Source organism: Propionivibrio sp., assembly GCF_047602565.1.
Classification (GTDB): domain Bacteria; phylum Pseudomonadota; class Gammaproteobacteria; order Burkholderiales; family Rhodocyclaceae; genus Propionivibrio.
Window position 1 is genome coordinate 3,998,701 of the sequence record NZ_JASGGX010000001.1, and the last position, 21,372, is coordinate 4,020,072.

Consider the following 21,372-nt stretch of genomic DNA (forward strand, 5'->3'; position numbering starts at 1 on the left):
GGGAGCGGTGTACTCAAAAAGCGCCGGAGACGGCATGGCGCGCCACAAAATGCCCGGGTCCGACTTCCTGCAACGGAGCGAGCACGGGTTCGTCGCCCAGCGCCCGCACGGGGCTGGGAATCTCGTCGGAGAGCAGCGGCCGGTGGCGTTTGCGGCGGCCGGGATCGGCCACCGGCACGGCGTCCATCAGCTTCTTCGTGTAGGGGTGCTGCGGATTTTCGAAGATCGCCCGGCGCGGCCCGATCTCGACGATCTGGCCGAGGTACATCACCGCCACGCGATGGCTGACGCGCTCGACCACCGCCATGTCGTGCGAGATGAACAGGAAGGCCAGGCCGAACTCCTTCTGCAGGTCGAGCAGCAGGTTGACGATCTGCGCCTGGATCGACACGTCCAGCGCCGAGACCGATTCGTCGGCGATCACCACCTTGGGGCCGGAAGCCAGCGCGCGGGCGATGGCGATGCGCTGGCGCTGCCCGCCGGAAAACTCGTGCGGGTAGCGCTGGGCGAAGTCCGCCGGCAGGCCGACCTTCTCCAGCAGCCAGTCGACGCGCGCCTGCGCCTCCTTGCCGGACGCCATCTTGTGCACCAGCAGCGGCTCCATGATCGAGAAGCCGACGGTGACGCGCGGGTCGAGCGAGGCGAACGGGTCCTGGAAGATGAACTGGATGTCGCGGCGCAGGCGCTGCAGCGCCGGCCCGGCGAGCGTATCGATGCGCTGCCCGGCGAACTCGATGGTGCCGCTCTGGCTGTCCACCAGGCGCAGCAGCGAGCGGCCGGTGGTGGACTTGCCGCAGCCGGATTCGCCGACCAGCGCCAGCGTCTCGCCCGGATACAGGTCGAAGCTGACCTGCTCGACCGCGTGCACCTGCCTGGCGACGCGCCCGAACAGGCCGCTGCGCACCGGAAAGCGGGTAACCAGCTCATGCACGCGCAGCACCGGGCCGGCGTCGGTGCGCACCGTCGCCTGCGGCTCCGGCGGCGCGCCGCGGGTATCGGCATCCATGCGCAGCAGCGGGAACTTGGCCGGGAAGTCCTCGCCCCGCATGGCGCCGAGCTTCGGCACGGCGGAGAGCAGCGCCTGGGTGTAGCGGTGCCGCGGCGCGGCGAAGATGGCGCCGGTCTCGCCTTCCTCGACCTTCTCGCCGCGATACATCACCAGCACGCGGTCGGCGACCTCGGCGACGACGCCCATGTCATGCGTGATGAACATCACGCCCATGCGCATCTCCTCCTGCAGCGTGCGGATCAGCTGCAGGATCTGCGCCTGGATGGTCACGTCGAGCGCGGTGGTCGGCTCGTCGGCGATCAGCAGGGCGGGGCGGCAGGACAGCGCCATGGCGATCATCACGCGCTGGCGCATGCCGCCGGAAAGCTGGTGCGGATAACGCTGCAGCGTCTGGCGCGCTTCCGGGATGCGCACCAGCTCCAGCATGCGCAGCGCCTCGGCCTGGGCGGCGGCGTGGTCCTTGCCCTGGTGCAGGCGGATCGATTCCGAAATCTGCTCGCCGGCGGTAAACACCGGGTTGAGCGAGGTCATCGGCTCCTGGAAAATCATCGCGATGTCGCTGCCGCGCACGCCGCGCAGCGTGGCGCCGTCGGCGCGGGCGAGGTCGATGATCCGCCCGCCGTTGCGGCGCAGCAGCAGGCGGCCCTGGGTGATGCGGCCGCCGCCGTGCTCGACCAGGCGCATCAGCGACAGCGAGGTGACTGACTTGCCCGAGCCCGATTCGCCGACGATGGCCAGCGTCTCGCCGCGATCGACGTGGAACGACAGATTGTTCACCGCCACCACGGTCCGCTCGCTGGTGGCGAACGACACGGTGAGGCCGTTGACGGCGACGACGCGGTTCTCGGGCAGGCTTGGATCGGTTGCGGCGGGGGCGTGCAAGCGGGTCTCCGTGCTTCAGCGGTAGATGGCGGTCAGGCGCGGACCGCCGGTGCGGGCCTCGCCCCGGTACATGCCTTCGGTGTTGAACGGCATGCACACGTTGCCCTGCGCATCGACGGCGATCAGGCCGCCGCGGCCGTCGATGGCCGGCAGCTTCTCCATCACCACCACCGCGCATGCGTGGGCGAGCGACAGCGCGCGGTATTCCATCAGCGCGCTCACGTCGTAGGCGGCCAGCATGCGGATGAACATCTCGCCCGAGCCGGTGCAGGACACCGCCGCCGTGCGGTTGTTGGCGTAGCAGCCGGCGCCGATCAGCGGGCTGTCGCCGACGCGGCCGACGCGCTTGTCGGTGACGCCGCCGGTCGAGGTCGCCGCCGCCAGGTTGCCGCGCGCGTCGAGCGCGACGGCGCCGACGGTGCCCATCTTGGTGTCGGCGTCGAGCGGCTCCGCGGCCAGCGTCTGCGCGTCGTGGTCGAGCAGGCCGGAGCGGCCCTCGGCCAGCGCCCGCTGCCACTGGGCGTAGCGCGCCTCGGTGAAATAGTAGTCGGGCGGGACGGTGTCCAGCCCGGCGGCGCGGGCGAACGCCTCGGCGCCCTCGCCGACCAGCAGCACGTGCCGGCCGTCCTCCATCACCCGGCGCGCGGCCAGGATCGGATTGCGCAGCGATTTCACGCAAGCCACCGCGCCGGCCGCCAGCGTGCTCCCGTCCATGATCGAGGCGTCGAGTTCGTGCGTGCCGGCGTGGGTGAACACGGAACCCTTGCCGGCGTTGAACAGCGGGCATTCCTCCAGGCGGAAGACGGCCTCGGTCACCGCGTCGAGCGCACTGCCGCCGTGCTCCAGGATGCGCTGGCCGCCCTGCAGCACGTAATCGAGGGCTTCGTGGTAGCCGCGTTCCTGTTCGGGGCTGAGGGCGGCGCGCGTGATGGTGCCGGCGCCGCCGTGGATGGCGAGTACTGGGGTCATTCGGATTTTCCTTGCTGATGCAGCCAGGGCAGGACGAACTCGGTCATGGCCGCGGCGGATTTGACGGAATTCTTGGCATGGTGCGCGACCGCGGCGCAGAGCGCCTCGATCACCGCGTGGATGGTCGAATCGGAGGTGGCGTTGAAGCGGCTGGCGGCCTGCACGTACAGCGTCAGGTCACCGAGCGCGGCGAGCGGCGAGGTCGGCGAATCGGTCAGCGCGACGATGCGCGCGCCGCGCTCCCTGGCCTTGCGCGCGATGATGATGCTGTCCTTGACGTAGCGCGGGAACGAGATCACCACGACCGCGTCCTGCGGCTGCAGCCTGAACAGCGTGCGCGCCCCGTGCGCCGGGCCGCCGACGCCGGCCAGCGACTGCACGTGACTGCAATGCAGCTCCAGCCCGTGCGCCAGCATGCCCGCCAGGTAGCCGCTGGTGCCGAAGCCGGCGACCAGCACCCGCCGCGCGCCGAGGATGGCGGTGACGATCTGCTCGCACACGTCGGCCGGCAGGCTTTGCCGGATCGTTTCGATGTTCGCCTGGTTGTCCGCCAGCGACGCGGCCATCACCTCGGCGCAGGTCGCCCGGCGGGTGAGTTCGTCGCGCATGCGCTCGACCGGCGCCAGCGCGCTTTCGAAGCCGCGCACCAGTTCCGCGCGGAAGGCCGGGAAGCCGGAAAAGCCGAGCGTATGCGCGAAGCGGTTGGCCGTCGCCACCGAGACGCCGGTGGCCTCGGCCAGCTCGTCGATGGTCATCGTCGCCGTGCGGAACGAATGCGCCAGCACGTAATCCGCCATCTGCCGATACGACGGCGTGAGGTCCGGCATGGCCTTGGCGATGCGGTCCTTGATCGTGCTGGTGGCGCGATGGTGCAGGGATTTGCGGGGCATGGAGGACGCTGGATGAACGACAGGGTGAAATAATAGTTACAAGAAACGTTTTAGTAAAGAAAAAATTTTACATTTTTCCAATTGTTGTTTTTCAACATAATATATTGAAAATAAAAGAAAAATAATTTTGTTCGGCGAATCTTACAGGTTCGTTTCTGGTGCATCTCGTCATATTTCGGCACGTATTTGGTGCGGGCTGGAAGGCGGTGCCGCACGCGCCGAATCCGGGCGCCGGGAGCGACGGTGAAACGGGATGAAAAACCGGTCGATCCACTCTACACTCCATGACGTAGGCCCTGGCAAGCACCCCCTCAACCCAATCAAGTCGAAAAACGGAGGTGTCAATGAAAAAGATCATGGTGGTTTGCGGCGCGATGGCCTGCCTGGCCGTCGCCGGCTGCGCGACGACGGGCGGCGCGTCGTCCGGCGCGCATCATTCCGGATTCCTCACGAGCTACGAAAGACTGCAGCCGTTCGAGGGCAGGGAAGGCGTGCTGCGCTACATCGACCGTTCGGCGAACTGGCGTCCCTATGACAAGCTGTTCATCGAGCCGGTGCAGATCGTCATCAACCAGGACGGCCCCTACAAGGGCGTGCAACCGGACGCGATGAAGCGCATCACCGATTCCTTCCACAAGGCGTTCGTCGATGCGGTGACGCCGGCCTACCGGATCGTCCAGGCGCCCGGCCCGGACGTGCTGCGCGTGCGGCTCGCGATCGCCGGCGTGCAGCCGGTGAGTCCGCCGCTCGGCGTCACCGACTTCATCCCGATCAAGGCGGTGTTCAACGTCGGCCGCGCCATGGCCGGCGAGGCGCCGCGCGTGGCCGAGCTGACCGCCGAGATCGAAGTGCTCGACAGCGGCAACCGCCAGGTCGCCGCCGCCGTGGCGACCCGCAAGTCGGACCAGACGCTGGCGCAGGGCGACCGCATCACGTGGAGCGATCTGTCGTCGATCGTCAACTCGTGGGCCCGCCAGTTCCGGCTCGGCCTCGACGACCTGCGCGGCGTCCCGGCGGCACGCTGAAGCCGGGCGCGGAAAAAGCCCGGCGTGATCCGGCACGGGCGGCGGTCCGCCGCCCGCCGGGCTCCGTTTTTCGGCTAGTATCCCGCTGCGCCGTCATCCACCACCGCCATCGGGGTTTTGCCATGATCGAGACATTGCCGGATACCGACACCTATTACATGGGAATCGCCTTCGCCGTGCGGGAGAAGGCGAATTGCACCGGCAACCGGGTCGGGGCGGTGATCGTCCGCGACAACCGGGTCATCTCCACCGGCTACAACGGCGTCCCGGAAGGGATGCCCAACTGCCTCGACGGCGGCTGCCTGCGCTGTAAGAACCCGAACGGCCGCTACCCGAGCGGCACCGGCTACGATCTGTGCATCTGCGTGCATGCCGAACAGAACGCCATTCTGTCGGCGGCCCGCTTCGGCATCGCGGTGATGAACTCGACGCTGTACACGACGATGCAGCCGTGTTTCGGCTGCGCCAAGGAAATCGCCCAGGCCAAGATCAGCGAAGTGGTTTTCCTGCATCCGTGGGTGCCGACCGACGCCGATCCCGACCTGGACCGGGACAAGAAGGCGGAATACGAAAAGATCATGGCGCGCATCAAGGTCAGGCAGCTCGACATTCCCGACCCGCGCGCGGCGTGGGCCGTCCGGAATCTGCGCGCCAAGGCTTGAACCGCCGGCGATGCCTGCCGATCCATGGCTTGAACGCTGGCTGCCGCTGATCGCGGCGCGCGCCGGAGCGGACCCGGTATTCGAGATCGGCTGCGGGTACGGCGACGACACCGCCGTCCTGGCCGGCGCCGGCTTGCGCGTCGCGGCGTTCGACCTGTCGCGCGTCGCCGTTGCCGCCGCGCGGCTACGCGCCCCCTCGGCGACGATCGCGTGCCGGGACGTGCGCGACCCGTTCCCCGAGTCGATCCGGGAGATTGGCGTGGCGGTGGCCAGCCTGTCGCTGCATTACTTCCCCTGGGCCGAAACGCGGGCGCTGGTCCGGCGCATCCACGCGGTGCTGCGCCCCGGCGGACTGCTGCTGTGCCGCCTGAACTCGACCGAGGACCGCAATTTCGGGGCGCACGGGCATCCGCAGATCGAACCGGACTATTTCCTGGTCGATGGCCAGCCGAAGCGCTTTTTCGACCGGGACGCCGTATGTTCGCTCTTTGCCGACGGCTGGGCGCTGTTGTCGCTGGAGCATTGCGTGACGCGCAAGTACGTCGCCGCAAAAGCCCTGTGGGAAGCGGTGCTGGAGCGGCGCGAGGCCTGACCGGCACGGCCGGCCGGCGGCAGGCCGCGTCAGCGGGCCAGTGCCGGGAAGAGCTTGATCAGGCCGTCGGACATGACTTCGACGGCGATCGCCGCCAGGATCAGGCCCATCAGGCGGGTCATCACGTTGATGCCGGTCTGCCCCATGAAGCGGCCGATGCGGCCCGCGGCGGAGAGGGACAGCCAGGTGGCGATGCCGATGAACAGCCCGTAGCCGACGAGCACGCCCAGTTCCCAGAAGTACCGCGTTTTTTCCGCGTAGATGACCACCGTGGAGATCGACGCCGGCCCGGTCAGCAGCGGAATGGTCAGCGGCACGACCGCGATGCTGGCCCCCGAGTCGGCGCGGCTGGCGCCGTCGTCCACGTCGTGCGCGCTCGATTCCGCCGGTTGCGCGTTGAGCATCTGGAGCGAGCTCATGAGCAGCAGCAGTCCGCCGCCGACCTGGAAGGAGGCCAGCGAAATGCCGAAGAACTGGAGAATCCGCAAGCCGAAGAGGGCGCTGACGGCGATCACGAGAAAGGCGGTCAGCGCCGCGATGCTCACCGTCTTGCGCCGCTGCGCCGAGGTGAAATTGCGCGTGAAGTGGATGAAGAACGGAATGACGCCGATCGGATTGACGATGGCTAGCAGGGTGATCAGCGGTTTTATCGGGAAGTCCATGGCGGGCGCCGTATGTTTTTTATATGGATAGGTAGTCTACACCGCGTTCGTGCCGCGCCGGGCGCAGCGGATCGCGTGTTAGGCTTTCGTCCCCGCTCTCACACAGGAAAGGAACGATGGAAATCCGCGAATTTCGCATGGCCGATTACGCCGAGGTGGTCGCGCTCTGGGCGCGGGCGGGCCTGTTGGCCGGCCGCTCCGACGAACCGGGCGAAATCGAAAAAAAGCTGGCGCGGGACCCCGACCTGTTCCTGGTCGGCGTCGAGGCGGGCGCGATCGCCGCCGCCGTGATCGGCGGGTACGACGGACGCCGGGGCTGGGTCTACCACCTCGCGGTCGAGCCGGAACTGCACGCCAGGGGGCTGGGTTCCGTGCTGCTCGAAGAACTGGAGTCCCGCCTGCGGCAAAAGGGGTGCATCAAGATCAATCTGCTGATCGATCCGGGAAATGCGGGCGTCAAAGGATTTTACCAGCGCTACGGCTACGCCGTCGATGAACTCATCTTCATGGAGAAGTGGCTGGCGTAGCTCTGGAGCCGGCCTGCGGCAACTGTTCTTTCAGGAATGGGCCGGGCCGTTGCTGCGTTTTTCAGTGCGCCATGTGCGAGGCCGGCGCATGGAACCGACCGGGAAGCGGAATCGCGGCATGCCGGGGCGAAGTGCCCGGGTGTCGTATGCCGCGTTGCACACGTGGTGCCTTCCCGGCCGGGGTCTGGCCTTTCATGCCGCAGCGCTCAGTGAGCGTTGGCGACATTGGGGCGGGCGACGTGCAGGCGCTTGGCCGGAGCCTTCTCGACGCCTGCCGCGCGGGTCTTGCGATCCAGCAGGTAGACGTAGAGGATGGGCGAGCCGTAGGCAACGACGCCGGCGGCGAGCAGCAGGAAGACCGACGTCGTGGCGATGCCGGCCGCCAGCAGGGCCAGGGCGATGACCGACGCCAGCAGGTGGTTGTCGAAGAGGAACCCGAAGGCGCCCGAAGTGACGTTTTTGCTCATGATGTTTCCTTTCCTTAGTAGTTGCGAATGGATCGAATGTCGCGTGGTGAAAACGATTACCACTTGACGAAGCCATGGTATCGATAAGCAGGACGCAGGTATGTGGCGTTTGTTTTGGCCTTTTGCGGCGCTTCTGTAGCAGTGCGTATCCGCGGGGAACTTTCATGTCATAATGCGGACGCTTCGCGATCCCGAGAACTTTCTCCTGGCCTCGCGCCGATCCCGCCCGCTCATGTTCCTGCCCCGCCGCTCCCGTTTCCGCCGCTATCTCGTTCCCGCCGTGCTCCTGGCCGGCCTGCTCGGTTTCGCCGGCTGGTACTCGGGCTGGCTGGAAATCGCCGCCTATCGCCTGCTGATCGAAGTGTCCGGCGAATCGCGGGGGCGTCCGGCGCTGGAGGACTATCGCGTCGGCATCGATGCCGCGCGCATGGAAGGGGTGGGGGCCAATGCGTCCGGGCTGACCTACCATCCCGGCCGGAACAGCCTGTTCTCAGTGATCAACCGCCCGCCGCAGATCGTCGAACTGACCCTCTCCGGCAAGCTCAAGCGGACCATTCCCGTGCGGGGCGTCAACGATCTGGAAGGCATCACGCACGTGCGCGGGAACGAGTTCTTCATCGCCGACGAACGGGCGCAGCAGTTGATCCACGTGGAAATCGGCGACGACCAGGCTGCGGTCGACGTGCAGGGGCGGCCGCGCCTCGGCCTCGCGTTCGATCTGGCGAACAATCGCGGCTTCGAGGGCGTGTCCTGGGATCACACGCAGGACCGCCTGTTCGTGGTCAAGGAAAAACAGCCGCTGCGCCTGTTCGAACTGTCCGGCTTGTCAACCGCGCTCGACGGCCGGCGCCTGGACCTGCAGATCAGCGAATGGCTGCCGAGCGGCTCCGTCGCGCTGCTGCTGCGCGATCTTTCGTCGCTGACCTATCACGAGGAGTCGGCGAGCATGCTGCTGTTGAGCCACGAGTCGCGCCTGATCGTCGAATTCGGCCCGCAGCGCAAGCCGTCCGGCCTGCTGGTCCTGCGCCGGGGCTGGCACGGGCTGAAGGCCGACGTGCCGCAGGCCGAGGGCGTGGCGATCGGGCCGCGCGGCGAGATCTACGTGATCTCCGAGCCCGACCTGTTCTACCGCTTCGATCCACCGCCCGGCTGAGTCAGACGAGCGGCACCGCGACCATCCGCCGCCGTTCGAAACGGACCAGATTCTTCACGCCGATTTTCTTTAGTCCCTCCAGCGCCTGCTCGAAGTGCCGGCCGACCTGGTGCGGGGCGTGCGCGTCCGAGCCGAGGGTGAGCGGCACGCCGCTGGCGGCCAGCGCTGCGACGACGTCCCAGCCGGGCATGAAGGCCTGCGCCGGGTTGTCGAGGCCCGAGGTGTTGATCTCCACCGCGACGTCGTTGGCCAGCAGGTCGGGGATCAGCGGCTCGACGTAGCGCAGCATGCCGCCGTCCGGCAGGCGGCCCATCTTCTTGGGCAGGTCGAGGTGGCCGACGACGTCGCAGAAGCGTTCGCGGACCATCATGCCGACGAAATGGAAGTAGATCTCGCAGACGTCCTCGATGCGCCAGGCATCGTACATTTCCGGCTCCTGCAGCTTTTCGAAGCCGATGTTGTGCACCGAGCCGATCAGGTAGTCCCACGCATAGCGCCGCGCCGTGTCGCGCGCCACGTCGAGCCGGCTAGGGATGAAATCCATCTCCATGCCCAGGCGGATGCGGAACGGCGCCTCGCCGTCCCGGTTGTAGCGTTCCTGCAGCCGGTGCACGTCGGCGACGTAATCGTCCTGTTCCTCGGCGAGCATGGCGTAGCGCTGCCCCCGGGCGTGCAGCATCCAGTGGCTGTGGTCGGAAAAACCGAATTCACCGATGCCTCTCGCCAGCGCCTGCTCGACGTAGTCCTCCATGCTGCCGGTGGCGTGGCAGCAGCGGGTGGTATGGCTGTGAAAATCGATCAATGTCTGCATGGGTGTTCCGTCGCCGGCGCCGCTAGCCGGCCTTGACGACCGATACGCCGTGATCCGCGAGTGAAAGTCCGACGTCGGTACCGATGTCCAGCACGTGGGTGAGGTCGGGCGAGACGACGAAGATGTTGCCGAGCGCCGTATCGAAAGTGTACTCGAAGAAACTGCCCAGGTACGATCGCTTGATCAAGCGGCCGTTGACGCCTCCGCCGCCGCGGTTGATCTGCCACGCCTCGGGACGCACCGCCACCTTGACCGCGCCTGCTGCGACCTTCTGTTTCGGCGCGATGCGCAGCGGCCCGAGCCGGACGCCGCCGTCCGCGTCCGCCTCGCCGGGGAACAGCATGGCCTCGCCCATGAAGCCGGCGACGAACTCGCTGCCCGGGAATTCGTACATCTCCTGCGGCGTGCCGCTCTGCGCGATCAGACCGTCGTCCATGACGATGATCTTGTCGCTGACGGCCAGCGCCTCGCTCTGGTCGTGCGTGACGTAGGCGACGGTCAGCCTGAGGCGCTGCTGGATGCCGCGGATTTCCTCGCGCATGTCGCGGCGCAGGCGCGCGTCGAGGTTGGAGAGCGGCTCGTCGAAGAGCAGGATCTCCGGTTCGAGGATCAGCGCGCGGGCCAGCGCCACGCGCTGCTGCTGGCCGCCGGACAGCTCGCTCGGCATGCGTGCGTCGTAGCCGACCAGGCCGACGTTCCTCAGCGTCTCGACGGCGCGGGTGCGCGCGGCGTCCTTGGGCACGCCGGACATGCGCAGGCCGTACATGACGTTCTCCACCACGTTCATGTGCGGGAACAGCGCGTAGCTCTGGAACATCATGCTGACGTTGCGCTCGGCCGGGCCGAGCGTCGTCACGTCCCGGCCGTCGATGAAGATCTGCCCCGAGGTCGGCGACTCCAGGCCGGCGATCATGCGCAGCACGGTGGTCTTGCCGCAGCCCGAGGGGCCGAGGATGGTCACCAGCGCGCCTTTTTCGATGCCGAAGCTGACGCCCCGGACGGCCAGCGGCGCCGCCGGATCGGTGCCGTAGCGCTTGGTGATGTTCCTGAATTCAACGCCGAAAGTCATGCTTTCATTCCTGTTCTTGAAGTCGAGAGAACGAATTCACCACAACGACACAACGGGCACAACGAAAACCATAAATAGAATTGCTTGCGTTGTGCCCGTTGTGCTCGTTGTGGTTAAAAAAACCATCACTCATGCCGGCGTCGCCACGGCCGGGGCCGCGCCGGATTTTCTCCGGCCGAGCTTGCGCTCGCCGACGGTCCACTGGATCAGCGCGATGATCAGCGACATCACCAGGATCAGCACCGTGCAGTACGCCAGCGCCACGCCGTAGTCGCCGTTGCCCACGCGGCCGATGATGTAGGTGGTGGCCAGTTCGTTTTCCGCGGTGACCAGGAAGATCACCGCGCTGACCGTGGTCATCGCCCGCGCGAAGCTGTACACCAGCGCGGCGACCAGCGCCGGCTTCAACAGCGGCAGGATCACCGTGAACAGCGTCTGCGCGGTGCTCGCGCGCAGCATCAGCGACGCCTCGTCGAGCGCCTTGTCGAGCTGCTTGAACGCCGCCGTGCCGGCCTGGACGCCGACCGGCAGGTTGCGGAACAGGAAGCACAGCACGATGAGCAGGCCGGTCCCGGTCAGTTCCACGGGCGGCACGTTGAACGCCAGGATGTAGCTCACGCCGAGCACCGTGCCGGGAATCGCGAAGGCCAGCAGGGCGACGAACTCGAAACCGTTGCGGCCGCGGAAATCGGTGCGCGCGAGCAGGTAGGCGATGAGCAGGCCGATCGCCGCGGTCAGCGGCGCCGAGATGCCCGACAGCTTGAGCGTGGTGAACATGGAGTTCCACGCCGCGCCGGCCCAGACCAGGCCGAACTGGCCCCACTCGATGCCGAAGGCGGTCTGGAAATGCTTGAGCGTGAAGGTGTAGTCGCGTCCCCAGGTCTGCACGAAGCCGCCGGCGAAGGCGAAGAGATAGACCACCAGCGTGAAGGCCAGCCACGGGTAGACCACGGCGTTGAGCGTGCGCCGCAGCCCGTCGGGCAGCGGCATCGGAATGCCCGAATCGCCCTTGCCGCTGACCGTGGTGTAGTTCTGCCGGCCGAGCAGGCCGCGCTGCAGGGCGAACACGGCCAGGGCGAACACGGTCAGGATCCACGCCAGCGCGGCGGCGCGGCCCTGGTCGAACTGGGCGCCGACGATGGCGAAGAAGATGTCGGTCGACAGCACCGAGAACTGTCCGCCGACCACGATCGGGTTGCCGAAGTCGGCGATGCTTTCGATGAAGCCGACGAGGAAGGCGTTGGCCAGCCCGGGCTTCAACAGCGGCAGGGTGACGGTGAAGAAGGTCTTGCGGCGGTCGGCGTGCAGGATCTGCGCCGCTTCCTCCAGGCTCGGCGCCAGGCCCTGCACGACGCCGCGCATGATCATGAAGGCGATCGGCGTGAAGGCGAACAGTTGCGCCACGAGGATGCCGAGGACGCCGTAGAACCAGCGCGTCGGCGTAACGTCGAAGGCGTACTCCAGGAACTGGTTGACGATGCCGGCGCGCCCGAACAGCAGGATCAGGCCGAGGCCGACGACGAACGGCGGGGTGATGATCGGCAGCAGCGCGATGACGCGCAGCGGCGCCTGCACGCGCGGCCCGGCGCAGCGTTCGGCGAGCAGTGCCATCATGGTGCCGAGCAGCGTCGTGCCGAAGGCGGCGGCCAGCGCCAGGAACAGCGTGTTCCAGGCCACGCCGCACTGCACGCCGCCGCCGCGCAGGCAGTTCAGGTTCCAGATGCGCTCGTCGGCGACGCGCTCGAAGAGCGCCGACAGCGCCCATTGGCCTTCTTCGGTGAGGAAGGCGCCGGACAGCGCCTTGGCGACGGGAAAGGCGATGAACAGGGCGAGCAGCGACGCGCAGCAGACCACCGCCGCGGCGACGAACAGGTCGCCCTTGAAATAGCCGAGGCGCGCCAGCCCGAAGGCGGCGATCACCACCAGGCTGAGCAGGACGATGAAGGCGCCCATGCCCATGCCGAACTGGTTCACGGCCAGTTCGCCGAAACGCTCGTTGAGCCAGGCGAACGACCAGCCGCGCGCGCCGATCAGGAAGCCGCTGCCGCCCAGGCCGAGCAGCCCGGCGAGGCCGCCGGCGAGCAGCCAGCGTCCCTGCCGGCGGCCGGCGGGCAGCAGCAGCCCGGCCGCGGCGACGGCCAGCCCGAGGAGGCCAAGCAGCAGCCAGACGCGGCCGTTGACCAGCGCCTGCACCAGGCCGTTGGCCGTTTCGGCGCCGCCCAGGATGTCCGGCAGGACGTAGTACCACGCCGTGTCCTGGATGGCGTACCAGGGCACGAGCAGGTAGCCGGCGAGGCCGGCCGCCAGCCAGAGCGCGGCGGCCCGGTTGGGATGCTTGCTCATCGTCTCAGCGCGGCAGGGAGTTCACTTCCTTCTCCCAGCGCGCGATCAGGCGCTTGCGCTCGTTGCTGGCGCCGTATTTCGCGTAGTCGTAGTTGATGAACCTGATCGACTTGAAGTCGGGCACGTTCGGATCGACCTTGGCGTTCTTGTTCGACGGCAGCTGGAACTGCTTGGCGGCGGCGGCCATTTCCTGCGCGGCCGGGGTCAGCGCCCACTCGTAGAACTTCTTGGCGGCTTCGAGGTTGCGCGCGCCCTTGATGATGCTCATCGAGCCGATCTCGGCGCCGGTGCCTTCGCTCGGCGTCACCGTCTCGACCGGGAAGCCGGCCATGCGCTCCTGCGGCGCGTCGTGCACGAAGCTGATCGACACCGCCGTCTCGCCGCGCGCCACGGCCTTGATCGGGCCGGTGCCGGTGCGCGTGTACTGGCCGACATTGCGGTGCAGCACCTTCAGGTACTCGAACGCCTTGTCCTCGCCCATCAGCTGCACCAGCGTGGCGATCATGGTGTAGGCCGTGCCGCTGGACGCCGGGTTGGCGACCTGGATGTCGCCCTTGTATTCGGGCTTGAGCAGGTCGGCCCAGGATTTGGGCACCGGCAGCTTCTTCTTCGCCAGCAGCTCGGGGTTGTAGCCGAAGCCGAGCGGGCCGGAGTAGATGCCCACCGTGCGGTATTTGGCCTGCTCCGCCTGCTGCTGCGCCCACGGATACAGCTGCGCCAGGCTCGGCGACTTGTATTCGAGCGTCAGCCCCTGCTCGGCCGCCTGCAGGTGCGGATCGCCGGTGCCGCCGAACCAGATGTCGGTCTTCGGGTTGTCCTTCTCGGCGATGAGCTGGGCGAGCGATTCGCCGGAACCCTTCATGGTTATGTTGATCCGGGTGCCGGTGGTGCGGGCGTAGACCGAACCGATCATGTTGCACCACTCGGCCTGCACCGAGCAGATGATGTTGACCTGGTCGGCCGCCTGGGCGCCGCCGGCGCACAAGCCGGCAACCAGCGTGGCAACGAGAGTGCGAAGCGCGCTTTTCATGTCTGACCCCTTGTCGTTGTTGGTTTCCGAAATCCGCCGGCACCCGTCGGGCCCGTGCGAAGACGGTTGATTCCGGCGGGCAGTATGCATGACCCCCGTTCGCGGGGGCAAATCAGTATTCGTTATGGGGGGCATAAGGGCCGGCGCCCGCGGCCTTGAAAACGGCGAACCTCCCCCCACCTCGGAAACATTCGGATGAACGGGAAGGACGCTCGCCATGCGACAAGACAAACTGACCACCAAGTTCCAGCAGGCGCTCGCGGATGCGCAGAGCCTGGCCGTCGGCCACGACAACCAGATGATCGCGCCGGCGCACCTGCTGCTGGCCCTGCTGCAGCAGGAGGACGGCTCGACGTCGTCGCTGCTGGCGCAGGCCGGCGTGAACGTGCAGGCCCTGAAGACCGCGCTCGATCAGGCGGTCGATCGCCTGCCCAAGGTCGAAGGGCACGGCGGCGAGGTGCAGGTCGGCCGCGATCTGCTCAACCTGCTCAACCTGACCGACCGCGAGGCGCAGAAGCGCGGCGACCAGTTCATCGCCAGCGAGATGTTCCTGCTCGCCGTGTGCGACGACAAGGGCGAAACCGGGCGCCTGGCCAAGCAGCATGGCCTCAACCGCAAGGCGCTGGAACAGGCCATCGACGCCGTGCGCGGCGGCCAGGGCGTCGATTCGCAGGAGGCCGAAGGCCAGCGCGAGGCGCTCAAGAAATACTGTATCGACCTCACCGAGCGCGCCCGCCAGGGCAAGCTCGACCCGGTGATCGGCCGCGACGACGAGATCCGCCGGGCGATCCAGATTCTGCAGCGGCGCACCAAGAACAACCCGGTGCTGATCGGCGAGCCGGGCGTCGGCAAGACGGCGATCGTCGAAGGCCTGGCGCAGCGCATCGTCAATGACGAGGTGCCGGAGACCCTGAAGGGCAAGAAGGTCCTCAGCCTGGACATGGCCGCGCTGCTGGCCGGCGCCAAGTACCGCGGCGAGTTCGAGGAACGCCTGAAGGCCGTGCTCAAGGAGATCGCGCAGGAAGAGGGCAAGATCATCGTCTTCATCGACGAACTGCACACCATGGTCGGCGCCGGCAAGGCCGAGGGCGCCATCGACGCCGGCAACATGCTGAAACCCGCGCTGGCGCGCGGCGAGCTGCACTGCGTCGGCGCCACGACGCTCGACGAGTACCGCAAGTACGTGGAGAAGGACGCCGCGCTGGAGCGCCGCTTCCAGAAGGTGCTGGTCGACGAGCCCTCCGTAGAGGCCACCATCGCCATCCTGCGCGGCCTGCAGGAGAAGTATGAACTGCACCACGGAGTGGACATCACCGACCCGGCGATCGTCGCCGCGGCCGAGCTCTCGCACCGCTACATCACCGACCGCTTCCTGCCCGACAAGGCGATCGACCTGATCGACGAGGCGGCGGCGCGCATCAAGATGGAGATCGACTCCAAGCCGGAAGTCATGGACCGGCTCGACCGGCGCATGATCCAGCTCAAGATTGAGCGCGAGGCGGTGAAGAAGGAAAAGGACGAGGCGTCGCTGAAGCGCCTGCAGCTGATCGAGGACGAACTCGCCAAGCTGGAGCGCGAGTACAACGACCTGGAGGAGATCTGGAAGGCCGAGAAGGCGCAGGTGCAAGGCAGCGCCTCGATCAAGGAGGAGATCGACAAGCTCAAGGCGCAGATGGCCGAATTCCAGCGCAAGGGCCAGTACGACAAGCTCGCCGAGCTGCAGTACGGCAAGCTGCCGCAGCTCGAAGCGCAGTTGAAGGCGGCCGAGAAATCGGCCGGCGCCGACAAGAAGCACAGCCTGGTGCGCACCGAAGTCGGCGTCGAGGAGATCGCCGAGGTCGTCTCGCGCGCCACCGGTATCCCGGTCAGCAAGATGATGCAGGGCGAGCGCGAGAAGCTGCTGGCGATGGAGGAGCGGCTGCACCAGCGCGTGGTCGGGCAGGACGAGGCGGTGCGCCTGGTCTCCGACGCCATCCGCCGCTCGCGCGCGGGCCTCGCCGATCCGAACCGGCCGTACGGCTCCTTCCTGTTCCTCGGCCCGACCGGCGTCGGCAAGACCGAGCTGTGCAAGGCGCTGGCCGCCTTTCTGTTCGATTCCGAGGAGCATCTGATCCGCATCGACATGAGCGAATTCATGGAGAAGCACTCGGTCGCCCGCCTGATCGGCGCGCCGCCGGGCTACGTCGGCTACGAGGAGGGCGGCTACCTGACCGAGGCGGTGCGCCGCAAGCCCTACAGCGTGATCCTGCTCGACGAAGTCGAGAAGGCGCATCCGGACGTGTTCAACGTGCTGCTGCAGGTGCTCGACGACGGCCGCATGACCGACGGGCAGGGGCGCACCGTGGACTTCAAGAACACCGTGGTGGTGATGACCTCCAACCTCGGCAGCCAGATGATCCAGCAGATGGCCGGCGACGACTACCAGCTGATCAAGCTGGCGGTGATGGGCGAGGTGAAGAGCTACTTCCGGCCGGAGTTCATCAACCGCATCGACGAAGTGGTGGTCTTCCACGCGCTCGACGAGAAGCACATCAAGTCGATCGCCAGAATCCAGCTCGGCTACCTCGAACGGCGCCTGGCGCAGCTCGAAATGCGCCTGGAGGTGGACGACAGCGCCCTGTCCGAAGTCGCCGCCGCCGGCTTCGACCCGGTGTTCGGCGCGCGGCCGCTGAAGCGCGCGATCCAGGCGCAGATCGAGAATCCGCTGGCCAAGGCCATCCTCGAAGGCCGCTTCGCCGCCAAGGACACCATCCGCGTGTCCTGCCTGGGCGGCGTGATGCGCTTCGACAAGGGCTGAGTGCCCGGGCGTGAGCCCGGCTGCCGTGCGGCGGTTATTTTGAGAAAGGACGTTATTAACCACAACGAACACAACGGGCACGACGAAAGACAAAATCTTTAATTAACCACGGCGACACGGCGGGCACGGCGAAAAGCAAAGATCTTGGTTCTCGTTTTTCGTTGTGCCCGTTGTGCTCGTTGTGGCTAAAACGCTCTTGCCCCTCGCCGTGCCCGCCGTGTCGCCGTGGTCAAAAAGTCCTTGCCTTTCACCGTATACTCGGCCCGATGAAATCGCCCACAGCCGCCACTCCCGCACCCGCCGTCCTCGATGCGCCACCGCACGGCGCGAGGCGTGAAAACGGCGCCGCGCCGCGCTGGATCAGGCTCGGCAGCGCCGAATACCGCAACGCCGGCTGGGCGCTGTTCCTCGCCGGCTTCGCCAGTTTTTCGCTCATCTACTGCGTGCAGCCGCTGCTGCCGGCATTCGCCGAGACCTTCGGCGTCAGCCCCGCGCAAAGCTCGCTGGCCCTGTCGCTGACCACCGGCCTGCTGTCGTTCTCCATCGTCATGGCCGGCGCGTTCTCGCAGGCGCTCGGCCGGCGGGGGCTGATGTTCTGCTCGATGCTGCTGGCGGCCGTCTGCGACCTCGTGGCGGCGCTCACGCCGAGCTGGCACGGGCTGCTCGCGGCGCGGGCCATCGAGGGCTTCGTCATCGGCGGCGTGCCGGCGGTGGCCATCGCCTACCTCTCCGAGGAAATCGAGCCGGCCAGCCTGGGCAAAGCGATGGGGCTGTACGTCGCCGGCACCGCCTTCGGCGGCATGATGGGCCGCGTCGGCATGGGCCTGCTCACCGAATTCACCTCCTGGCGCATGGCGCTCGGCATCATCGGCGTACTGGGCCTGGCGGCGGCGACGGGCTTTCTGCTGCTGCTCCCCCGTTCGCGGAATTTCGTGCCGCGGCCGGGATTCGACCTGGCGTTCCACCTGCGCGCCTGGCAGGGGCACCTGCGCCACCGCGGCCTGCTCCGCCTCTACGCCTGTGGCTTCCTGCTGACCAGCGTGTTCGTGGCCCTGTTCAACTACGCCACCTTCCGCCTGTCGGAGGCGCCGTACTTCATGAGCCCGACGCAGATCAGCCTGGTCTTCCTGGCCTACGGCTTCGGCATGGTCTCCTCGTCAGTCGCCGGCGCGCTGGCCGACCGGTTCGGGCGCCGCCCGCTGCTCACGGCCGGATTCCTGACCATGCTGCTCGGCATCGCGGCGACGCTGTCGGCTTCGCTGGCGCTGCTCATCGGCGGCATCGTGCTGGTGACGACCGGCTTCTTCATCGCGCATTCGGTGGCCAGCGGCTCGATCGGCCCGCTGGCCGGCGCGGCCAAGGGGCACGCGGCGTCGCTCTACCTGCTGTTCTACTACATGGGATCGAGCATCGTCGGTTCGCTGGGCGGCTGGTTCTGGCAGCACGGCGGCTGGCCGGCCGTGGCCGGGCTCACCGCCGCCCTGGCGTGCGCCGGCCTGATCCTGGCGGTGGGCGGGCGGCGCCGGCCGTCATGACCGCGTTCGACCATACGGGGAACCGCGCATGTGCCTGATCGTGGTCGCCTGGCGGGTGCATCCCGAGTACCCGCTGGTCGTCGCCGCCAACCGCGACGAGTTCCGCGCCCGGCCGACCGCCGCGGCCATGCGCTGGCCCGACGCGCCGCAGGTCGCCGCGGGACGCGATCTGGAGGCGGGCGGCACCTGGCTCGGCGCCACCGACGCCGGACGCTTCGCCGCCGTGACCAACGTGCGCGAGCCGGGCCGGCCGCCCGGAGCACGGTCGCGCGGGCATCTGACGCGGGATTTCCTGACCGGGACGGTGCCGCCCGGCGATTTTGCCGCCGGCCTTCCCGGCGAGGCGTATTCGGGGTTCAACCTGCTGTTGTCCGATGGCCGCACGCTCTGGTACCGCAGCAACCGCGACGGCGCGGCGCGCCCGCTGCCGGCGGGTATCCACGGCGTCTCCAACCATCTGCTCGATACGCCGTGGCCCAAGCTGACCACGGCCAAGGCGCGCTTCGCCGAGGCGCTGGCACGCCTGCCGGACGAATCGCCGTTCTTCGACCTCCTGGCCGACGACGAGATCGTGCCGGACGAGGCCCTGCCCGCGACGGGCGTGCCGCTCGAATGGGAGCGCCGCCTCTCGGCGGTGTTCGTCCGCTCGCCCGACTACGGCACGCGCGCCTCGACGCTGCTGGTGCGCCGCGCCGACGGCGGCGGTTTCCTCCTGGAACGCAGCTTCGATGCGGCCGGGCTGACCGGCGAGGTAAGGCTGGCGTTCGCTCCGGCCTGAGGAAAACGGCGGCGAACTCACCTCGCGCCGGGTGGTCTGACTTCACAGGATGCGTGCGCTTCGACTTGAAAAGGAAGGGAACGGACCCATTTCCTCCCCGTAGGAAAGGACTACCCGGCAGGAGTCGCCACCGGACAATCGGTCTTTTGCAGCGCAACGGAGAAAGGAGTCATGATGAACCTGGTCTATAACAGCGAGCATTACGCCATTCTGGCCTACCCCGTGCGGGAAGGCTTCGAACTGGTGGACAAGCTGGGAAGGCGCAGCCTGTTCGTCCAGGGCTCGGTGGCCGTGGGACTGCGCGAAGCGATCGACCGCATTCCGGACGAGGAGCGCGACATGGATTCGATCGATTCGCTGCTCGACGACTATTGCGCCGGCGCCGCCAAGCCGATCGTCTTTCACTGATCAACCTGCCGCACGTCACGCATGGAGGATTACCGATGGCCGCCTACAAGTCGGAGTACGAGAAATTCCTCGAAGAGGCGCTGGCCCGGCATCCCGACTGGGAAAGCGGCCAGCGCGAGGGCCTGAACCTGCTGTGGAACAAGAAGGTGAATTTCGCGGAATTGGCGGCGTATCGTCAGTCGAATGAACAGCAGAAGCCGTATCCGTACGACGTGAATTTCTACTTCTAGAGCTGCGACTCGATCGGCAGCCATTCGACGAGCTTGGCCGCCAGCCGAATCCAGAGCGAGGCGGCGGGTTCGCGGGCCCAGATGCGGGCTGGAGCGACCGAGCGGTCCTCCCAGCGCAGTTCGTCGTTTTCCAGGAACAGGCGGTAGCTGTAGGGGCCGGAGGTCTTCTGCCCGAAGCTTTGCGCCAGGCCGGCGGTGATGTCGGGCTGACGAAAGACGATGCCCATTTCGGTGTTCAGGTTGACCGACCTGGGATCGAAGTTGAACGAGCCGACGAACCCCACGTCGCCGTCGGCGATGAAGGCCTTGGTGTGCAGGCTGGTGCTGCTGGAACCGAGCAGGCTGCGGTCCGGCTTGCCCTCGGCCATGAGTTCGTGCAGGGCGACGCCGTCCTTGAGCATCGGCTTCCGGTACGGCGCGTAACCGCCGTGTACCGGAATGACGTCGGTCGCCGCCAGCGAATTGGTCAGGACGCCGATGTTGACGCCGCGGGCGCGCAGCTTCCGCAGCCGCGCGATCCCCGCCTCGCCCGGCACGAAATACGGTGAAATGATCCGCAGTTGCCGCGTGACGCCGTTCAGGATCGGCGCCAGCCGGTTGACCAGCCAGTCCGTCCGCTCTGTACTGGCGCCTTTTTCGGGCGGGTCGGAATAGACGTGCGCCTCGCCGGTCCAGTAGACCGGCCGGGTCTGGTGGAACAGCGCGTTGACGCCGGGGGATTCCTTCAGGCGTTGCAGGTAGGGGCCGACGCCGCGCAGCAGCGTCCGTCCGTTATCGGAGGCCCGGCGCAGTTCGTCGAGGCTGTCGGGCAAGGTGTCGATCAGCTCGCGCAGGGGAATGACCGCGCGGCTGTTCCAGAAAGCGTCGAAGATCGCCGACACCTCGGCGACGGCCGGGCCGCACAGCGCCAGGTCCACGTCGAAAAAGCTGGTATGCGGCGAGGCGTCGAAATATTCGTCGCCGATGTTGCGTCCGCCCACCACGGCCAGGCGTCCGTTGACGATCCAGGCCTTGTTGTGCATGCGGCGGTTGAGCATGAAGCCCCGCGTCAGCATTTCGAATCCGCGCAGCAGGCCGGCCTGGCGGCCGCGCGAGGGGTTGAACAGGCGGATTTCTATGTTCGGATGCAGATCCAGCGCGGCGAGCAGCGAATCCTTGTCGTGCGCGTTGAGGTCGTCGAGCAGCAGGCGCACGCGCACGCCGCGGTCGGCGGCGAGCAGCAGTTCGTAGCCGAGCAGCTTGCCGGTCTGGTCGCCGTGCCAGATGTAGTACTGCAGGTCGAGGCTGCGGCCGGCGCTGCGGGCGCTGATGCCGCGCAGGGCGAATGCGTCGAGGTTGTCGTCGAGCAGCTGCATGCCGGTCTGGCCGGGATGCGCGTCGGTCAGCGGCGCGATCGCCCGGTCGATCGGCGTTTCCATCCTCTCCGCCGGCAGCGCGCTGGTCGGCGCGCCCTGCGCCCGCCGCGCGAAGTGTCCATAGCTGTATATCGACAGCAACGACGCGCCGATCAGCGCCATCACGAAAAAGAACAAT

At 67.3% G+C, this 21,372-nt stretch carries 21 protein-coding genes, 1 tRNA gene and 1 pseudogene; 11 read left to right on the forward strand and 12 right to left on the reverse strand.

The annotated features are described in order from the left end of the window. Nucleotides 1–13: 13 nt before the first annotated feature. From QM701_RS18870 to QM701_RS18880, 3 genes are read right to left on the reverse strand one after another with little or no spacing between them, the layout of a single operon-like run. Nucleotides 14–1,891: a dipeptide ABC transporter ATP-binding protein gene (locus QM701_RS18870; protein WP_415168542.1), complete on the reverse strand. Its 1,878-nt coding sequence runs from the start codon at nt 1,889–1,891 to the stop codon at nt 14–16. Between the two features lie 15 nt (nt 1,892–1,906). Beyond that, nucleotides 1,907–2,860, reverse strand: coding sequence for an isoaspartyl peptidase/L-asparaginase family protein (locus QM701_RS18875; RefSeq protein WP_415168543.1), 954 nt, complete (start codon nt 2,858–2,860; stop codon nt 1,907–1,909). Beyond that, the gene (locus QM701_RS18880) at nt 2,857–3,750 is read right to left on the reverse strand and encodes a MurR/RpiR family transcriptional regulator (RefSeq protein ID WP_415168544.1); all 894 of its coding nucleotides are present in this window, start codon (nt 3,748–3,750) and stop codon (nt 2,857–2,859) included. The genes QM701_RS18875 and QM701_RS18880 overlap by 4 nt, the downstream gene beginning before the upstream one ends. Nucleotides 3,751–4,094: 344 nt before the next feature. Here QM701_RS18880 and QM701_RS18885 point away from each other — a divergent pair, with 344 nt between their 5' ends. From QM701_RS18885 to QM701_RS18895, 3 genes are all read left to right on the forward strand, one after another. Then, a complete protein-coding gene (locus tag QM701_RS18885) occupies nt 4,095–4,775 on the forward strand; it encodes a DUF3313 domain-containing protein (protein ID WP_415168545.1) in 681 nt (226 codons plus the stop codon). A 122-nt stretch (nt 4,776–4,897) separates the two neighbouring features. Continuing rightward, nucleotides 4,898–5,437: a deoxycytidylate deaminase gene (locus tag QM701_RS18890; protein WP_415168546.1), complete on the forward strand. Its 540-nt coding sequence runs from the start codon at nt 4,898–4,900 to the stop codon at nt 5,435–5,437. A gap of 10 nt (nt 5,438–5,447) precedes the next feature. Beyond that, nucleotides 5,448–6,029 (forward strand): class I SAM-dependent methyltransferase, encoded by a 582-nt coding sequence (locus QM701_RS18895; protein ID WP_415168547.1) that lies wholly within the window; start codon nt 5,448–5,450, stop codon nt 6,027–6,029. Between the two features lie 29 nt (nt 6,030–6,058). Here the strand turns inward: QM701_RS18895 and QM701_RS18900 are convergent, their stop codons facing one another. Further along, nucleotides 6,059–6,691 (reverse strand): MarC family protein, encoded by a 633-nt coding sequence (locus QM701_RS18900; RefSeq protein WP_415168548.1) that lies wholly within the window; start codon nt 6,689–6,691, stop codon nt 6,059–6,061. Nucleotides 6,692–6,807: 116 nt separating this feature from the next. On the opposite strand from QM701_RS18900, the gene QM701_RS18905 reads away from it, so the two are divergent. Further along, a complete protein-coding gene (locus QM701_RS18905; protein WP_415168549.1) occupies nt 6,808–7,218 on the forward strand; it encodes a GNAT family acetyltransferase in 411 nt (136 codons plus the stop codon). Between the two features lie 206 nt (nt 7,219–7,424). Here the strand turns inward: QM701_RS18905 and QM701_RS18910 are convergent, their stop codons facing one another. Then, nucleotides 7,425–7,685 carry a hypothetical protein gene (locus QM701_RS18910; protein ID WP_415168550.1) on the reverse strand — a complete coding sequence of 87 codons (261 nt, stop codon included), beginning with the start codon at nt 7,683–7,685 and terminating at the stop codon, nt 7,425–7,427. A gap of 232 nt (nt 7,686–7,917) precedes the next feature. Here QM701_RS18910 and QM701_RS18915 point away from each other — a divergent pair, with 232 nt between their 5' ends. Next, nucleotides 7,918–8,838: an SdiA-regulated domain-containing protein gene (locus tag QM701_RS18915; RefSeq protein WP_415168551.1), complete on the forward strand. Its 921-nt coding sequence runs from the start codon at nt 7,918–7,920 to the stop codon at nt 8,836–8,838. Nucleotide 8,839: 1 nt separating this feature from the next. Here the strand turns inward: QM701_RS18915 and QM701_RS18920 are convergent, their stop codons facing one another. The 4 genes from QM701_RS18920 to QM701_RS18935 all read right to left on the reverse strand — a co-directional run bounded on the left by QM701_RS18920 (nt 8,840) and on the right by QM701_RS18935 (nt 14,091). Continuing rightward, nucleotides 8,840–9,649 carry a histidinol-phosphatase HisJ family protein gene (locus QM701_RS18920; RefSeq protein WP_415168552.1) on the reverse strand — a complete coding sequence of 270 codons (810 nt, stop codon included), beginning with the start codon at nt 9,647–9,649 and terminating at the stop codon, nt 8,840–8,842. Nucleotides 9,650–9,671: 22 nt separating this feature from the next. Further along, on the reverse strand, nt 9,672–10,718 hold the full coding sequence (locus tag QM701_RS18925) for an ABC transporter ATP-binding protein (protein ID WP_415168553.1): 1,047 nt from the start codon (nt 10,716–10,718) through the stop codon (nt 9,672–9,674). Between the two features lie 129 nt (nt 10,719–10,847). Then, entirely contained in the window at nt 10,848–13,061 is a 2,214-nt protein-coding gene (locus tag QM701_RS18930) for an ABC transporter permease (RefSeq protein WP_415168554.1), read from the reverse strand. Nucleotides 13,062–13,065: 4 nt separating this feature from the next. Continuing rightward, nucleotides 13,066–14,091, reverse strand: coding sequence for an ABC transporter substrate-binding protein (locus tag QM701_RS18935; protein ID WP_415168555.1), 1,026 nt, complete (start codon nt 14,089–14,091; stop codon nt 13,066–13,068). 217 nt (nt 14,092–14,308) lie between these two features. Here QM701_RS18935 and clpB point away from each other — a divergent pair, with 217 nt between their 5' ends. Beyond that, entirely contained in the window at nt 14,309–16,888 is a 2,580-nt protein-coding gene (gene clpB, locus QM701_RS18940; protein ID WP_415168556.1) for an ATP-dependent chaperone ClpB, read from the forward strand. A gap of 436 nt (nt 16,889–17,324) precedes the next feature. On the opposite strand, the gene QM701_RS18945 is transcribed toward clpB, so the two are convergent. Beyond that, nucleotides 17,325–17,582, reverse strand: a complete 258-nt coding sequence (locus tag QM701_RS18945; RefSeq protein ID WP_415168557.1) for a hypothetical protein — start codon at nt 17,580–17,582, stop codon at nt 17,325–17,327. On the opposite strand from QM701_RS18945, the pseudogene QM701_RS18950 reads away from it, so the two are divergent. Then, nucleotides 17,479–17,760: pseudogene (locus tag QM701_RS18950) on the forward strand (MFS transporter); the annotation flags it as partial. The gene QM701_RS18945 and the pseudogene QM701_RS18950 sit on opposite strands and share 104 nt — an antisense overlap. Before the next feature lie 61 nt (nt 17,761–17,821). Here QM701_RS18950 and QM701_RS18955 read toward each other — a convergent pair. Beyond that, nucleotides 17,822–17,889: transfer RNA gene (locus QM701_RS18955), tRNA-Ala, on the reverse strand. Between the two features lie 39 nt (nt 17,890–17,928). On the opposite strand from QM701_RS18955, the gene QM701_RS18960 reads away from it, so the two are divergent. From QM701_RS18960 to QM701_RS18975, 4 genes are all read left to right on the forward strand, one after another. Beyond that, complete coding sequence (locus QM701_RS18960) at nt 17,929–18,423, forward strand: MFS transporter (RefSeq protein ID WP_415169433.1); 495 nt, start codon at nt 17,929–17,931, stop codon at nt 18,421–18,423. Nucleotides 18,424–18,451: 28 nt separating this feature from the next. After that, nucleotides 18,452–19,201 (forward strand): NRDE family protein, encoded by a 750-nt coding sequence (locus QM701_RS18965; RefSeq protein WP_415168558.1) that lies wholly within the window; start codon nt 18,452–18,454, stop codon nt 19,199–19,201. 171 nt (nt 19,202–19,372) lie between these two features. Then, nucleotides 19,373–19,609: a DUF3567 family protein gene (locus QM701_RS18970; protein WP_415168559.1), complete on the forward strand. Its 237-nt coding sequence runs from the start codon at nt 19,373–19,375 to the stop codon at nt 19,607–19,609. Between the two features lie 35 nt (nt 19,610–19,644). Then, nucleotides 19,645–19,839: a DUF3460 family protein gene (locus QM701_RS18975; protein WP_415168560.1), complete on the forward strand. Its 195-nt coding sequence runs from the start codon at nt 19,645–19,647 to the stop codon at nt 19,837–19,839. On the opposite strand, the gene QM701_RS18980 is transcribed toward QM701_RS18975, so the two are convergent. After that, nucleotides 19,836–21,371, reverse strand: coding sequence for a phospholipase D family protein (locus tag QM701_RS18980; protein ID WP_415168561.1), 1,536 nt, complete (start codon nt 21,369–21,371; stop codon nt 19,836–19,838). The genes QM701_RS18975 and QM701_RS18980 overlap by 4 nt on opposite strands. Nucleotide 21,372: the final 1 nt, after the last annotated feature.

What these genes read in the sequence shown, in the direction of transcription:
- QM701_RS18935 (WP_415168555.1), bottom strand. Translation starts at nt 14,091, where the DNA reads ATGAAAAGCGCGCTTCGCACTCTCGTTGCCACGCTGGTTGCCGGCTTG.
- QM701_RS18945 (WP_415168557.1), bottom strand. Translation starts at nt 17,582, where the DNA reads ATGACGAAGCCCTCGATGGCCCGCGCCGCGAGCAGCCCGTGCCAGCTC.
- QM701_RS18905 (WP_415168549.1), top strand. Translation starts at nt 6,808, where the DNA reads ATGGAAATCCGCGAATTTCGCATGGCCGATTACGCCGAGGTGGTCGCG.
- QM701_RS18880 (WP_415168544.1), bottom strand. Translation starts at nt 3,750, where the DNA reads ATGCCCCGCAAATCCCTGCACCATCGCGCCACCAGCACGATCAAGGAC.
- QM701_RS18970 (WP_415168559.1), top strand. Translation starts at nt 19,373, where the DNA reads ATGATGAACCTGGTCTATAACAGCGAGCATTACGCCATTCTGGCCTAC.
- QM701_RS18890 (WP_415168546.1), top strand. Translation starts at nt 4,898, where the DNA reads ATGATCGAGACATTGCCGGATACCGACACCTATTACATGGGAATCGCC.
- QM701_RS18900 (WP_415168548.1), bottom strand. Translation starts at nt 6,691, where the DNA reads ATGGACTTCCCGATAAAACCGCTGATCACCCTGCTAGCCATCGTCAAT.
- QM701_RS18930 (WP_415168554.1), bottom strand. Translation starts at nt 13,061, where the DNA reads ATGAGCAAGCATCCCAACCGGGCCGCCGCGCTCTGGCTGGCGGCCGGC.
- QM701_RS18975 (WP_415168560.1), top strand. Translation starts at nt 19,645, where the DNA reads ATGGCCGCCTACAAGTCGGAGTACGAGAAATTCCTCGAAGAGGCGCTG.
- QM701_RS18895 (WP_415168547.1), top strand. Translation starts at nt 5,448, where the DNA reads ATGCCTGCCGATCCATGGCTTGAACGCTGGCTGCCGCTGATCGCGGCG.
- QM701_RS18915 (WP_415168551.1), top strand. Translation starts at nt 7,918, where the DNA reads ATGTTCCTGCCCCGCCGCTCCCGTTTCCGCCGCTATCTCGTTCCCGCC.
- QM701_RS18920 (WP_415168552.1), bottom strand. Translation starts at nt 9,649, where the DNA reads ATGCAGACATTGATCGATTTTCACAGCCATACCACCCGCTGCTGCCAC.
- QM701_RS18910 (WP_415168550.1), bottom strand. Translation starts at nt 7,685, where the DNA reads ATGAGCAAAAACGTCACTTCGGGCGCCTTCGGGTTCCTCTTCGACAAC.
- clpB (WP_415168556.1), top strand. Translation starts at nt 14,309, where the DNA reads ATGCGACAAGACAAACTGACCACCAAGTTCCAGCAGGCGCTCGCGGAT.
- QM701_RS18875 (WP_415168543.1), bottom strand. Translation starts at nt 2,860, where the DNA reads ATGACCCCAGTACTCGCCATCCACGGCGGCGCCGGCACCATCACGCGC.
- QM701_RS18925 (WP_415168553.1), bottom strand. Translation starts at nt 10,718, where the DNA reads ATGACTTTCGGCGTTGAATTCAGGAACATCACCAAGCGCTACGGCACC.
- QM701_RS18885 (WP_415168545.1), top strand. Translation starts at nt 4,095, where the DNA reads ATGAAAAAGATCATGGTGGTTTGCGGCGCGATGGCCTGCCTGGCCGTC.
- QM701_RS18965 (WP_415168558.1), top strand. Translation starts at nt 18,452, where the DNA reads ATGTGCCTGATCGTGGTCGCCTGGCGGGTGCATCCCGAGTACCCGCTG.